This is a genomic window from Neorhizobium sp. BT27B (genome assembly GCF_050455485.1).
Taxonomy (GTDB): Bacteria; Pseudomonadota; Alphaproteobacteria; order Rhizobiales; family Rhizobiaceae; genus Neorhizobium.
Genome location: NZ_JBCIYT010000011.1, coordinates 139,186 through 152,576 on the forward strand (window position 1 = coordinate 139,186; position 13,391 = coordinate 152,576).

The following is a 13,391-nucleotide window of genomic DNA, read 5'->3' on the forward strand; positions in this document are numbered from 1 at the left end:
GGACTTGTCCCCGCTATTCACGCCGCTCGACCAAACGGGCAGAGCAAAAAAAAAATTTTGCAGCGCTACCTCCCTGAATCCACGGGATTTCTAATGTTCAGGATAATATTCCCAACCTTCTGGTTGCTTGACTCTTTGTTTCAGTCGGAACAGAAACAGAACATCCGCATTTTGTCCAGCATGATGCTGGCCCGAAACTCTGCCAACACGTTCCTGAAGGGAGCCGTGAACGATGACTGCTGCCCGCGCCCCAAGGACGTCAGAGGGTGTTTCAGATGTGATCTCTGATCTGCGCGAGCGGATCGCTTCGCTCGAAACCAGCACGGTGAAGAAGGCCGGCTGCCTGGCCTTCGGCGTGCCGGAGATGGATGCAGCTCTACCCGGCGGTGGGCTCAGCTATGGCGCCCTGCACGAGTTTGCCGGTGGCGGAGCAGGCACGGTCGATGGTGCCGCTGCGGCCCTCTTTGCAGCTGGCATCGCAGCCAGAACCAAGGGACCGATCGTCTGGTGCCTGACGCGGCCGGATCTGTTTTTCCCGGCACTGGCGCAGGTCGGTCTCAATTCCGATCGGGTGATTTTTGTGGAATCCGACAAGGACGAGGATGTGCTCGCCAACATGGAGGAGGGGCTGTCCTTCGGCGGTCTTGGTGCGGTCGTCGGCGAGCTTGTCCGCCTGCCGATGGTCGGTTCGCGCCGGCTTCAGCTGGCCGCCGAGCGCACCGGGACGATGGCATTGGCCGTGCGCCGCTGGAGGCGGCAAACGGAAGCCAATGACTTCGGACAGCCGACGGCCTCGACCACACGGTGGCGGGTGAGCGTCATGCCGTCGGAGGATTTGCCGGTTCCGGGGGTGGGGCGGCCAAGATGGTTTGTGGAGTTGATGCGCGTGAAAGCGGGTGGGTGTGCTGAGTTTCTCGTGAGGGCGTGTGATGACAAGGGTCGTCTCGATTTATCTGCCGGATCTGCCGACCGATCGCATTCGCCGGGACGATCCGTCCATTCCGCCTGAACAGGCTATCGCCGTGATCGCCAAAAGCGGCTCGAAACGCTGGGTGTCGGCCGCCGATGCGGCTGCGAAGAAGGCTGGCGTGCGTGTCGGCATACCGGCTGCAAAGGCGCAGGCGCTGTTTCGCGGGCTGATGCTGGTGGACGCAGACCTCAAGACGGACGCCGCGGCACTGGAGCGGATCACGCTTTGGGCGCTGACGCTCTATTCCCCGATCGTTGCCGTCGACGGCGTAGACGGCATTGTCATGGATACCGAAGGCGCCGATCACCTTCAGGGTGGCGAACTGCCGATGGTGACCAAGATCGCCAACCAGTTCCTGGCAAGAAAGCTGACGGCCCGGGTCGCCGTCGCCGACACCTGGGGTGCGGCACACGCATGCGCCCGCGCCATCAGCCGTGAAACTGTCATCGTACCGATCGGTCAGACCGTGCGGGCTGTTGAAAAACTGCCGATCTCGTTGCTGCGACTTGCGCCCAAGATCGTCAGCGACCTCCACACGCTTGGTTTTCAATCCATCGGCCAGCTGGCGAATACCGCGCGCGCACCTTTAAACCTTCGCTTTGGTCCGGAAATCGGCCGCCGTCTCGACCAGATATTTGGACGTGTGTCCGAACCGATCGATCCGATCCGAACCGCCGAATTGATCGAGGTCGCCCGGTCCTTTGCCGAGCCCATCGGTGCTGCCGAAACCATCAACAAATATGTCGGCCGGTTGATCGTCCAACTGATCGAGGAGCTCCAGAAAAAAGGCCTGGGTGTGCGTCGTGCCGATCTGATCGTCGAAAAGGTCGATGGCACACGGCAGGCGATCCGTGCCGGCACGGTCAAGCCGGCCCGTGATGTCGCCTGGTTGACCAAGCTGTTTCGTGATCGGACCGAAAAGATCGAGCCGGGCTTTGGCATCGAGAAACTGACCCTGGTTGCTGTGATCGCCGAGCCGCTTGAAGAGACGCAGAAATCGTCTTCGCTGGTGGAGGAGGAAGTCACTGACGTTTCGCCGCTGATCGACATCTATGGAAACCGCGGCCACAAGGTCTATCGCCTCGCGCCCATGGCGTCTGATGTGCCCGAGCGTTCCGTCCAGCGCATCAGTGCTGTTGCCGATCCGATCGCAGTCGCATGGGTCGGACACTGGCGCCGGCCTGTGCGGTTACTGCCGCGGCCGGAACTGATCACCGCCATCGCGCTGATGCCTGACTATCCGCCTGCCTCCATCACCTGGCGTGGCAAACGCCGCAAGGTGATACGCGCCGACGGCCCTGAACGGATTTTTGGCGAGTGGTGGCAGCGTGACAGCGAAATGGAGGCGGTGCGCGATTATTTCGTCATCGAGGACGAGAGCGGCGAACGCCTCTGGGTGTTCCGCTCCGGCGATGGCGTCGATCCCGAAACCGGCGATCATCGCTGGTTCTGCCATGGGATTTTCGCATGAGATATGCTGAACTTCAGTTGACGACGCATTTCTCCTTCCTGCGCGGGGCATCGTCGGCGCAGGAGCTGTTTGAGGCCGCCGCAGCGCTCGGCATCGATGCCGTCGGCGTCGTCGATCGAAATTCGCTCGCCGGTATCATTCGGGCGCTGGAAGCGTCCCGTGGCACGGGACTGCGTCTGGTCGTCGGCTGTCGTCTCGACCTTGCCGACGGCATGTCCATCCTCGTCTATCCGATCGACCGGGCCGCCTATTCCCGGCTGACCCGGCTGATCACGCTGGGAAAATCGCGTGGTGGCAAGAACAACTGCATCCTCCACTGGGATGATGTGGTTGCCTATTCGGAAGGAATGATCGGCATCCTCGTGCCCGACCTTGGCGACGATGTCTGTGCCGTGCGCTTAAGGAAGATGGCCGAGGTGTTTGCCGACCGCGCCTATGTGTCTTTGTGCCTGCGCCGACGGCCAAACGACCAGATGCGGCTCTATGAGATTTCCAATCTGGCGACGCGGTTCAAGGTAAAGACGGTCGTTACCAATGACGTGCTGTTTCATGAGCCGGGTCGGCGACAGCTGCAGGATATCGTCACCTGTATCCGCACCGGCAAAACCATTGACGATGTCGGTTTCGAGCGCGAGCGCCATGCCGACCGCTATCTGAAACCGCCGGAGGAGATGGAACGGCTTTTCCCGCGTTATCCGGAAGCCTTGGCGCGAACCATGGAGATCGTGCATCGGTGCAAGTTCTCGCTCGAGGAGCTGACCTATCAGTACCCGGAGGAAGCGATCGTGCCGGGCATGGATGCCCAGGCATCACTGGAACACTATGTGTGGGAATGCGTGCCGTCCCGTTATCCTGAAGGCCTGCCGCCCGGCGTGCTCAAGACCGTGCGCCACGAGCTCGATCTGATCCGCACGATGAAATACGCCCCCTATTTTTTGACGGTGTTTTCGATAGTGCGATACGCCCGAAGCCAGGGGATCCTGTGCCAGGGCCGCGGTTCGGCGGCCAACAGTGCGGTGTGTTATATTCTCGGCGTCACTTCGATTGATCCGATCAGCGGCAATCTCCTCTTCGAGCGCTTTGTCAGCCAGGAACGCGATGAGCCTCCTGACATCGACGTCGACTTCGAGCATGAACGGCGCGAAGAGGTGATCCAGTGGATTTATCGGACCTACGGCCGCGAGAAGGCAGCACTGTGCGCCACCGTCACCCGGTACCGCGCCAAGGGCGCCATCCGTGACGTCGGCAAGGCGCTTGGTCTGCCGGAGGACGTCATCAAGGCATTGTCATCAGGCATGTGGTCCTGGTCGGAGGAAGTGCCCGACCGCAATATCCGCGAGCTCAATCTCAATCCCGACGACCGTCGTCTCATTCTCACCCTGAAACTTGCCCAGCAATTGATGGGTGCGCCCCGCCATCTCGGCCAGCATCCGGGCGGCTTTGTGCTGACTCATGACCGGCTCGACGATCTGGTGCCGATCGAGCCGGCAAAGATGAAAGACCGGCAGATCATCGAATGGGATAAGGATGATGTCGAAGCCCTGAAGTTCATGAAGGTCGATATTCTGGCGCTCGGCATGCTGACCTGCATGGCAAAGGCTTTCGAACTCATCCGCGAGCACAAGGACCGCGATCTCGACCTTTCGAAGATCGAGCAGGAGGATCAGGCGACCTATGCCATGATCCGCAGGGCCGACACGCTCGGCACATTTCAGATCGAAAGCCGGGCGCAAATGGCCATGCTGCCGCGCCTGAAGCCGCGGACGTTTTACGACCTCGTCGTCCAGGTCGCGATCGTCCGACCGGGCCCGATTCAAGGAGATATGGTGCATCCCTATCTGCGCCGGCGCGAGGGCAAAGAGGATGTCGTCTATCCGACACCCGAGCTGGAGGCGGTTCTCGGCAAGACGCTCGGCGTGCCTTTGTTTCAGGAAAGCGCGATGCGGGTGGCGATGGTCTGTGCCGGCTTCACCGGCGGCGAGGCCGACCAATTGCGCAAGTCGATGGCGACCTTCAAGTTCACCGGCGGCGTCAGCAAGTTCAAGGACAAGCTGGTCTCCGGGATGGTCAGGAATGGCTATACGTCCGAATTCGCGGAGAAGACGTTTTCGCAGCTGGAAGGGTTTGGTTCCTACGGTTTTCCGGAAAGCCATGCGGCATCCTTTGCACTGATCGCCTATGCGTCGAACTTCATCAAATGCCACTATCCGGAAGCCTTTTGTGCGGCCCTGATCAACTCCCAGCCCATGGGCTTTTATGCGCCAGCCCAGATCGTCGGCGATGCCCGCGCCCATGGCGTCGAGGTCCGACCCGTCTGTATCAACCGATCCCGGTGGGATTGCACGCTTGAGCGCATCGGCAACACCGAGCGGTATGCCGTTCGCCTCGGTTTTCGGCGGGTGAAGGGGCTGGCGATCGCCGATGCGGCTCGCATCGCTGCGGCGCGCATGAACAGCGACTTTGTTTCCGTCGATGACATGTGGCGGCGCTCCAGCGTGCCGACCGAAGCGCTCGTCCAACTCGCAAAAGCGGACGCATACCGGCCGTCCCTGAAGCTCGAGCGTCGTGACGCCCTCTGGGCGATCAAGGCACTGCGTGATGAACCATTACCGCTGTTTGCCGCGGCGGCTGAGCGCGAGATGGCGACGATCGCCGAGCAGAATGAGCCCGAGGTTGCCCTTCGGCAGATGACCGAGGGCCACAATGTTATCGAGGATTATGGCTACACAGGTCTGACATTGCGGCAGCATCCGATCGCGTTTTTGCGCAAGGATCTCGCTTCTCGCAACATCATTACCTGCGCCGCAGCGATGAACGCCCGCGATGGCCGTTCGGTCTACACCGCCGGCCTCGTCCTGGTACGGCAGAAGCCAGGATCTGCCAAAGGCGTGATGTTCATCACCATCGAGGACGAGACCGGCCCCGCCAATATCGTCGTCTGGCCATCGCTGTTCGAGAAACGCCGTCGCATCGTGCTCGGCTCCAGCATGATGGCAATCAATGGCCGCATCCAACGCGAAGGCGAGGTCGTGCATCTGGTCGCCCAGCAGCTGTTCGACTTGACCTCTGACCTGTCAGGTTTGGCGGATCGGGACGCCGAGTTCAAGATGCCGGCCGGCAGGGGAGACGAGTTCGCCCATGGTGGTGGGCCGGATCCACGCGACAAGCCCAAGCCCGTTGTGACCCCGCGCGACATGTTCGTGCGCGATCTTCATATTGATACGTTGAAGGTGAAGGCACGGAATTTTCATTAGCGCGGGCACCTTCCTGTCCGCTCCGCCGTTCGAACATCTCAATCATGTCTTCCTTCACGGCATGCTCCAGGGATGTCTTTGCCCGAAAAGAGTGACGGCTTTCTGATCAGCTTCCGGAGGCTCGAATCCTGACAGTGTAATGCCCAGCATCTGAAATATGAGAAAGCCGTTTCGCTCCTTTGCGGCATTGTCACGCCTTCGCAGGGCGGCGACGACATCGGGCTCCTTCGAGGTCATCAGATCGAGACCGTCGAGAACCAGGCCGCCGGAGACCTCCGGGAGAAGATTGATCTCGATCAGGGCGTCGTCAACGAAGACCAGTGCGGGAAATATCTGTCCATATTCTAGTCGCAACCTGCCAGTCCGGGTGTTCTTGACCGATCGGGGCGCGCCCATCACGGCCTCGACGTCTTCTCGGCTCATGCCGAACTTCAGCTCGGAAAGCCCAACTCTGGGCGTAATCAGCCATGGCAATACGGGTTCTCCTTCACAGTGGATTCACTTCAGGCTTCCCGGTGAACGTCGGCGAGTTCACATCTCTCGACACCCGGTGGAATTCGAGCATACGCTAGATGACCGAGAAAATGCAGTTTTTCCTTCATTTTCAATGAAGAGCCGAATGAAGCGAAGGGTCGCGGGTTCGATATGTTTCAAGGCGCTGGGAGCTGTCTAGATATCCATAATTAAGCTCGGAGGCTGCACGAGGTAGTCGACCGTCAGTGAAGCTGCGGTTTCCAGTAGGTCCGTTGCAATATTGACAGCCAACACGCAAAAATATGAATATTTTGCTCATCATTCTTGATTGCCTGCGATCCTGTTTCTATAGGTGCCGCCGGCGGGCCGCGTCATCCAATGCTGTCCTTCGCAGCCCACGCATTTTCAGTTTGCCAACAAAGGATTAGGCAATGGCGTTCTTGTTCAGTCGGCATCCTTTTAGCCGAATACTCCAACTTTCCACTGCCGTGTTAGGCTCAGTGGTTGTATGCACGCCGAGCGCGGCTCTCGCGCAAGATGCGTCGGGGGCCACAACGCTTGATCCGATCGTCATTTCAGGCTCCGGTGCTCAATCGATCAGTGAGGATAACGATACGATCGTGCCGACGCGTGCGATCTCAGCCTTGAAGACTGATACGCCGCTGGTCGAGACGCCGCGATCCATCTCCGTCGTGACCCGCGAGGAAATCGAACAACGCGGTGCAACCGATCTGATCCAGGCAACGCGTTACAGCTCCGGCGTAAACACCGGCGGATTCGGTTTCGACCCGCGGTTCGATCAGATCTACATTCGCGGCATCGAGACGACGACGAGCGGCGATTTTCGCGACGGCCTGCGCCAGCCGGTGATGACCTACGGCACGTTCACGACCGAAATCTATACGCTCGACCGTGTCGAAGTGCTCAAGGGACCGGTATCGGTCATGTACGGGGCGGCGAGCGCTGCCGGCATCGTCAACAAGATCTCCAAGATGCCTCTGAATGAAACCCATCGCGAGGTCGAACTGCAGTACGGCACCGTCGGCCGCAAACAGGCCGCATTCGATTTCGGCGGCCCGGTCGGCCAGCGCGACGAGATGTACTACCGCGTCGTCGGCCTGGTTCGCGAGGGGGAAACCAATTACGACAACCAAGACGACCGCTACCTGCTGCAGCCCTCTTTCACCTGGGAGCCGACTGACAACACAAAGCTGACGGTCTACGGCCTGGCGCAGAAGAGCGAGGGCGAATCCAGCGCCTGGACCTTCGACAACGGCAGCGAGATCACCCGAGTCAGCGACCCGGACTACGACTACCAAAAGGTGCGCCAGTACCAGCTGGGCTACCAGCTCGAGCACGAGTTCGACAACGGCTTGACCTTCCGGCAAAACGCGCGCGTGAGCGACCTCGATCTCAAGTCGCGCTACGTCGACCGGACAACCCTCTATGCACCCGTACTGGGCGGGCCGGCCGATAGCTGGTCGACCGCCGCGGTGACCGACGACGTACGCGCCTTTCAGATCGACAACCAGCTCCAGGCGAAATTCGACACGGGCGCCGTCGCCCATACCGTTCTCGCCGGTCTGGATTATACCGGCGTCAACTCGGATTTCGCTGATGGATATGGCTATACGCTACCTTCCGACATCGGTAGCGCACCGTCACCGGCGCTTACGGGCTTCACCGGCAACGATCTGCGCCAGACCGGACTGTATGCGCAGGAACAGGCAGAGATCGGCAACTGGCGCTTCGTCGGCGGCCTGCGTTACGACTGGCTGCACCAGGAAACGACCGACAAGGTTGCCGGGACCGGCGCCGAGAAGGACGACGGCGCACTGTCGGGCCAGGTCGGTCTCCTCTATCTCTTCGATAACGGCCTTGCCCCTTACGTAAGCTATGGGACGTCCTTCGTGCCGTCGACCGAGCGCTCGGCAGGCCTCGGCGTGCTCGATCCGACCGACGGCCGGCAGGTCGAAGCCGGCATCAAGTATCAGCCGGACGGCGAGAATTTCTCCCTGAGCACTGCGGTCTATCGGCTTGTCGAAACCGGCAAGCCGCAATATGCAGGCGCTTCCGGGCCGGTCTATATCTATGAGAACTCGGGCGAGAATACCTTCACCGGCTTCGAGGCCGAAGCCCGCAAGACCTTCGACAACGGCATCAGCCTGATCGCCGCCTACACCTATACCCACGGGGAGATCACCGGTAATCTCGACGGCTCGATCATCGGCAACACGCCGACCACGACGCCCCGCCATGTGGCGTCGCTGTGGCTGAACTACACGGCACCCGAAGAGACCGCCATCGGCGGCCTCAGCATCGGTGGCGGTGTGCGGGCGATGAGCAAGTCCTATACCGACGACTACAACACCGCCAAGAATGCCGGCGTTGCCTATCTCGACGCATCGCTCTCCTACGATTTCGGCGCAAAGTCGCAGGATCTGAAGGGGCTTTCGCTCGCCGTCAGCGCGACGAACCTTGCCAACCGCGAAGAGCAGGTCTGCAACGGCGGCTATTGCTACTTCGGCCAGGGCCGCACTGTGGTCGGTTCGCTGAAGTACAAATGGTGACAGGCTGCAGCCACGATGGTTCAACCCCTCCCGAGGTCAAAGGAGCCTCGGAAGTTTCCGGACTTCCGCGAGATGCGCATGACTGAACAGGCATATTTTCTGCCCGGCACCACTTATTTCGACCTGGCGCCGGCGGCAGGCGGCGAGCCCTATCGCATCTTTCTGTTCAGGCCGGCAGGAGAGGCGCCAGCCGGCGGATGGCCGCTGCTGGTGATGACCGATGGCAACGCGACCTTTCCCTTCGCCTTCGCAAGTCTGGTGACGCAGGCGCCTTACCCGACCGGAACTGGTGTTGAGTGGGGCGTCATCGCGGCGATCGGCTATCCGACAGACGAGCCCTATGACGCCATGCGCCGGGCGTGGGACCTGGGGCCGCCGCCGGTCAAATCCTATCCGCCCTATGTCGAGGGCGAGCCGCCCGTCAAGATCGGCGGGACGGGTGAGCTGCTCGACTTCATCGACAGGGAATTGCTGCCTCGGCTGGCCGACATGGCGCCGCTCGATGCGACGCGACGATCGCTCTTCGGCCATTCATTCGGCGGCCTGTTCGCGCTCTACGGGCTGTTCGAGCGGCCGGACCTCTTTGCCAACTGGATCGCGGCAAGCCCGACCATCTTCTGGGAAGGCAGCGAGATCCTCAACAACGAGGCGCGCCGGCAAACAGTAGCCGGCAACGAGGTTTTCCTGCATCTTTCGGCCGGGGAATACGAGGGGGAGGAACTAGCTCCTTTCCAGTCCGGCAACGAGGATGCCGCATCCAGGCTGGAGAACAAGAAAACCGAAAGGACCGTCGCGCTGGCTCAGGAAATGGCCGATCGGCTGGATGGCATGCAGGACGGCATTCGCACGCAGTTCGAGCTTTTTGCCGGGCAGACCCACATGTCCGTCCTTGGACCCGCCGTCAACCGCGCCGTAAGCATTGCGTTTCGGCGGCACATTTCGTGACAAGAGGAGCAGGCGACATGGCCATGGCAGAGCGCGCGCAGGACGCACCCGATACGACAAAAGCCTTTGCCGTCGACCGGATCGGTCTGGCGATCGAGGGAAACGCCATCCTGTCAGACGTCAGCCTCGATTTCCCGGCGGGCGAGGTGGTGGCCCTCGTCGGCCACAACGGTTCGGGCAAATCCAGCCTCCTGAAGATCCTGGCGCGGCAGCTGACGCCCACCACCGGATCTGCCGCCTACGGCGGCCGCGATCTCCGGCACTATCACGGCCGCGACTTCCCGCGGTCTGTCGCCTACCTGCCGCAGGATCTGGGCACCGGATCGGACATGACGATCCGCGAACTGGTCGCATGCGGACGCTACCCTTGGCACGGCGCGCTCGGACAATTCTCCGCCGTAGACCGCGAAAAGGTCGAGGCGGCGATCGCTGCCACGCATATCGAGGCATTTGCCGATCGCACGGTGGGCACGCTGTCCGGTGGCGAGCGGCAGCGGGCCTGGATCGCCATGCTGATCGCGCAGGACGCCCGCTGCCTGCTGCTCGACGAGCCGACAGCTGCGCTCGACATCGCGCATCAGGTCGACGTGCTGTCGCTGGTGCGCAAACTCGCGCATGAGGGCGGGCGCAGCGTTGTCATCGTGCTGCACGACATCAACATGGCTGCACGCTTCTGCGACCGCATCCATGCGCTCAAAGGCGGGCGGGTGGTCGCCAGCGGAACACCCGCTGAGATTCTGGTACCGGAAACGCTTCATGCCATCTACGGGATCGAGATGGAGGTCATCTCCGTTCCGAACCTGTCAAATCCGCTTGCCTATCCCTGCTAAGGTCCGCACCTAGATGAAGATTTCAAGGCGCTCGTTTACGCTCTTGGCCGCGGCGGCGGCCGGCACCGTGTCGATGCCGGGGCCACTGCTGGCCGAGGCTGCCGGCCAGAGGATCGTCAGCCTCGATTATGGGCTAGCGTCGACGCTGCTGTCGCTCGGGGTCCAGCCTGTCGGGATATCCGAGCTTGCCGACTGGAACAAATGGGTCGTTGAGCCTCATCTGCCGAGTTCGGTCGTCGATCTCGGCAGTTCCTATGAGGTCGACCTGGAAATCCTCATCCAGCTGAAGCCGGACATCATCCTGACGACGCCCTATCTCGACGAGCTTCTGCCGAGGCTTCGACCGATCGCAAAAGTCCTGCGGCTGGAAGTCTTCACGCCAGACGGCGGGCCCGTGCTCGAGGCCGCGACCGCGGCGACGCGCACGCTGGCAACTGGGATCGGCCGTGAACAGCAGGCCGATCAATTCCTGAGACGGTCCGACGTCTTCTTCGAGGGATGCCGCGAACGGCTGGCGGGCAAGGCCATTCCGCCGGTGGCGCTGGTGACCTTCATGGATGCCCGCCACGCCCGTATCTATTCCGCTCCCGGCCTGTTTCACAACGCGCTTGAGCGCATAGGTGTGCGCAACGCCTGGACGCGGCAATCGAATTTCTGGGGCTTCGAGACGATCGGGATCGAGGAGCTGTCGAGCATCGGCGATCCGGACGCGCGCCTGATCGCCTTCGATCCGGTGCCGCCCGGCGTGTTGTCGAAACTGGCGGAAAGTGCGCTGTGGCAAATGCTGCCGTTTTCCCGGCCCGGCCAGCTCTCGGTCGTTCCGCCGGCACTGATGTTCGGCATGGTCAACGAGGCGATGCGGTTTGCGGGCTTGGTGACCAACGTTCTGGACCAAGACGCATGATCGCTCTCCGTCATGATAATCTCGGACCTGGCCTCGTCGTCTTCCTGCTGCTGTGCGGCGGCTGCGTGGCATCATGGTTTCTTATTCAGCCGACACTCTGGGGAACAGTGGAGCCAGGCTACGACATCGAGCGGATGGTACTCTACTATTCGACCTTGCCGCGGCTGGCCACGGCGCTGCTCGCCGGCGCGGCGCTGGCCCTGTCGGGTGCGCTGTTCCAGCAGGTGCTGCGAAACCCGCTGGCCGACCCGACGACGCTCGGCGTGTCAGCGGGCGCCAATCTCGCGCTGGTCGTGGTCTCGCTCTTCATGCCGGGGCTCCTAGGTGCCGGCCGCGATCTGGTTGCGCTGCTGGGGAGTGCGGCGGCTGCCGCCATCGTCGTCGGCTTCGGCGCGCGGCGCGGATTCTCGCCCTATTCCCTCGTGCTGTCAGGCCTGGTGGTGAGCCTCTGGTGCGGCGGACTATCGGCCATCCTGACCTATCTCAACCAGCGGTACCTCGCGAGCCTGTTCATCTGGGGCGCAGGCTCGCTGGCGCAGCAGAGCTGGGTCATTCCGCTCTCGCTTGCCTGGAAGATCGCCGGCGTCGCCATCGTCTGCGCCCTTGTGATCAGGCCGCTGTCCCTGCTCGACCTTGGGGAAAGCAGTTCATCCTCGCTCGGGGTTAAGCTGGCGCGGCTTCGCATCCTCGTCGTCGGCTGTGCGGTGACGCTTGCCGCGTTCGTCACCAGCGCCGTCGGCGTCATAGGCTTCATCGGGCTGGTCGCGCCGACCCTGGCGCGGCTTTCCGGCGCACGCCGGCCGGTCCAGATGATCGTCTGGTCACCACTGATCGGTGCTGCACTTCTCTTCCTCACCGACTCCGTGCTGCAACTCCTGGCGGGCGGCCTTGGCGATTTCCTGCCGACCGGCGCCGTGACCGCCATCTTCGGATCGCCCCTGCTCCTGGCGCTGCTTCCGTGGCTGAAGGTGCGTCACCGAATCCAGCAGGCGGTGGTCAGGCAACGCCAGCGGCGCTGGAGCACGCGCGTTCCAGCAACGGTTGCCCTCGCGGGTATGTTGGTCATCGTGGCGCTCAGCCTTTTCGTCGGGCGTGGGCCCGGGGGAGGCTGGACCGTCCTGTCCGGCGAATTCCTCCACGACATCCTCGCGATCCGCGCACCGAAGGTATTTGCGGCGCTCGGGTCCGGGGCGATGCTGGGCGTTGCCGGGTCGATCCTGCAGAGATTGACAGGCAACGAGATGGCAAGCCCCGAGGTGCTGGGGATCAGCGCCGGCGCGACCTTCGGCGTTGCGATCGCGCTGTTTGCCGTCGCGCCGGGTTTTGCCGGACAGTTCGCCTTTGCCGTCACCGGCGCCATCATGGTCCTCGCCGTCATTCTCCTGAGTTCCAGGCGGTCCAACTTCGCCCCGGATCGGGTCCTGCTTGCCGGCATCGCGCTCAGTGCGATGGTCGATGCGGTGGTCGGCGTGCTGAGCTCAACCGGGGATCCGCGGGCGGTGCTTCTGATGCGCTGGATGAGCGGCTCCACCTACCTGGTGGACGGCACGACAGCGTCTGTTGAGGTGGCGATCGGAGCCGTGCTGATCGCGCTTGCCCTGGCTGCACGTCGTTGGCTGGACATCCTGCCGCTCGGGGCCGCGCCGTCATCGGCGGTGGGTATCCCGCTGGCGTGTTCGAGGCTGGCGCTCTTCGGCCTTGCCGGACTGATGACGGCAGCGGCGACTCTGACGGTCGGGCCGCTCTCCTTCGTCGGCCTTATGGGGCCGCATTTGGCACGGGAGGCGGGCCTGACGCGCGCCCTGCCGCAGATGGTGGGCGCCGCGCTGATCGGTGGCGGGCTGATGGTTCTTGCTGATCTGATCGGTCGCACGGCCGTAGCACCCTACCAAATCCCGGCTGGGCTCGTCTCAGCCCTCATAGGTGCTCCGTTCTTGATGATTTTGCTGAGTAGAAGACAGTAGATTTTCTCG

At 62.1% G+C, this 13,391-nt stretch carries 9 protein-coding genes; 8 read left to right on the forward strand and 1 reads right to left on the reverse strand.

From position 1 onward, the window contains the following. Nucleotides 1-232 precede the first annotated feature (232 nt). The 3 genes from AAIH70_RS24615 to AAIH70_RS24625 are packed head-to-tail and all read left to right on the forward strand — an operon-like array spanning nt 233 to nt 5,695. Nucleotides 233-1,009 (forward strand): ImuA family protein, encoded by a 777-nt coding sequence (locus AAIH70_RS24615; protein ID WP_132280862.1) that lies wholly within the window; start codon nt 233-235, stop codon nt 1,007-1,009. Then, nucleotides 930-2,441, forward strand: coding sequence for a Y-family DNA polymerase (locus tag AAIH70_RS24620; protein ID WP_430036082.1), 1,512 nt, complete (start codon nt 930-932; stop codon nt 2,439-2,441). Before AAIH70_RS24615 ends, AAIH70_RS24620 begins: the two co-directional genes overlap by 80 nt. Continuing rightward, the gene (locus tag AAIH70_RS24625) at nt 2,438-5,695 is read left to right on the forward strand and encodes an error-prone DNA polymerase (RefSeq protein ID WP_430036084.1); all 3,258 of its coding nucleotides are present in this window, start codon (nt 2,438-2,440) and stop codon (nt 5,693-5,695) included. The genes AAIH70_RS24620 and AAIH70_RS24625 overlap by 4 nt, the downstream gene beginning before the upstream one ends. A gap of 54 nt (nt 5,696-5,749) precedes the next feature. Here AAIH70_RS24625 and AAIH70_RS24630 read toward each other — a convergent pair whose 3' ends face one another. After that, nucleotides 5,750-6,118, reverse strand: a complete 369-nt coding sequence (locus AAIH70_RS24630) for a hypothetical protein (protein WP_132280853.1) — start codon at nt 6,116-6,118, stop codon at nt 5,750-5,752. A 482-nt stretch (nt 6,119-6,600) separates the two neighbouring features. Between AAIH70_RS24630 and AAIH70_RS24635 the strand changes: the two genes are divergently transcribed. The 5 genes from AAIH70_RS24635 (at nt 6,601) to fhuB (ending at nt 13,382) form a co-directional block, all read left to right on the forward strand. Then, nucleotides 6,601-8,739, forward strand: a complete 2,139-nt coding sequence (locus AAIH70_RS24635) for a TonB-dependent siderophore receptor (protein WP_132280850.1) — start codon at nt 6,601-6,603, stop codon at nt 8,737-8,739. A gap of 78 nt (nt 8,740-8,817) precedes the next feature. Then, nucleotides 8,818-9,684, forward strand: coding sequence for an alpha/beta hydrolase (locus tag AAIH70_RS24640; RefSeq protein WP_132280847.1), 867 nt, complete (start codon nt 8,818-8,820; stop codon nt 9,682-9,684). Between the two features lie 17 nt (nt 9,685-9,701). Continuing rightward, nucleotides 9,702-10,514: an ABC transporter ATP-binding protein gene (locus AAIH70_RS24645; RefSeq protein WP_132280844.1), complete on the forward strand. Its 813-nt coding sequence runs from the start codon at nt 9,702-9,704 to the stop codon at nt 10,512-10,514. A gap of 13 nt (nt 10,515-10,527) precedes the next feature. Then, entirely contained in the window at nt 10,528-11,418 is an 891-nt protein-coding gene (locus AAIH70_RS24650) for an iron-siderophore ABC transporter substrate-binding protein (protein WP_132280841.1), read from the forward strand. Further along, entirely contained in the window at nt 11,418-13,382 is a 1,965-nt protein-coding gene (gene fhuB / locus AAIH70_RS24655; RefSeq protein ID WP_430036115.1) for a Fe(3+)-hydroxamate ABC transporter permease FhuB, read from the forward strand. Before AAIH70_RS24650 ends, fhuB begins: the two co-directional genes overlap by 1 nt. The last annotated feature ends 9 nt before the right edge of the window (nt 13,383-13,391 follow it).

What these genes read in the sequence shown, in the direction of transcription:
- AAIH70_RS24615 (WP_132280862.1), top strand. Translation starts at nt 233, where the DNA reads ATGACTGCTGCCCGCGCCCCAAGGACGTCAGAGGGTGTTTCAGATGTG.
- AAIH70_RS24620 (WP_430036082.1), top strand. Translation starts at nt 930, where the DNA reads ATGACAAGGGTCGTCTCGATTTATCTGCCGGATCTGCCGACCGATCGC.
- AAIH70_RS24625 (WP_430036084.1), top strand. Translation starts at nt 2,438, where the DNA reads ATGAGATATGCTGAACTTCAGTTGACGACGCATTTCTCCTTCCTGCGC.
- AAIH70_RS24630 (WP_132280853.1), bottom strand. Translation starts at nt 6,118, where the DNA reads ATGAGCCGAGAAGACGTCGAGGCCGTGATGGGCGCGCCCCGATCGGTC.
- AAIH70_RS24635 (WP_132280850.1), top strand. Translation starts at nt 6,601, where the DNA reads ATGGCGTTCTTGTTCAGTCGGCATCCTTTTAGCCGAATACTCCAACTT.
- AAIH70_RS24640 (WP_132280847.1), top strand. Translation starts at nt 8,818, where the DNA reads ATGACTGAACAGGCATATTTTCTGCCCGGCACCACTTATTTCGACCTG.
- AAIH70_RS24645 (WP_132280844.1), top strand. Translation starts at nt 9,702, where the DNA reads ATGGCCATGGCAGAGCGCGCGCAGGACGCACCCGATACGACAAAAGCC.
- AAIH70_RS24650 (WP_132280841.1), top strand. Translation starts at nt 10,528, where the DNA reads ATGAAGATTTCAAGGCGCTCGTTTACGCTCTTGGCCGCGGCGGCGGCC.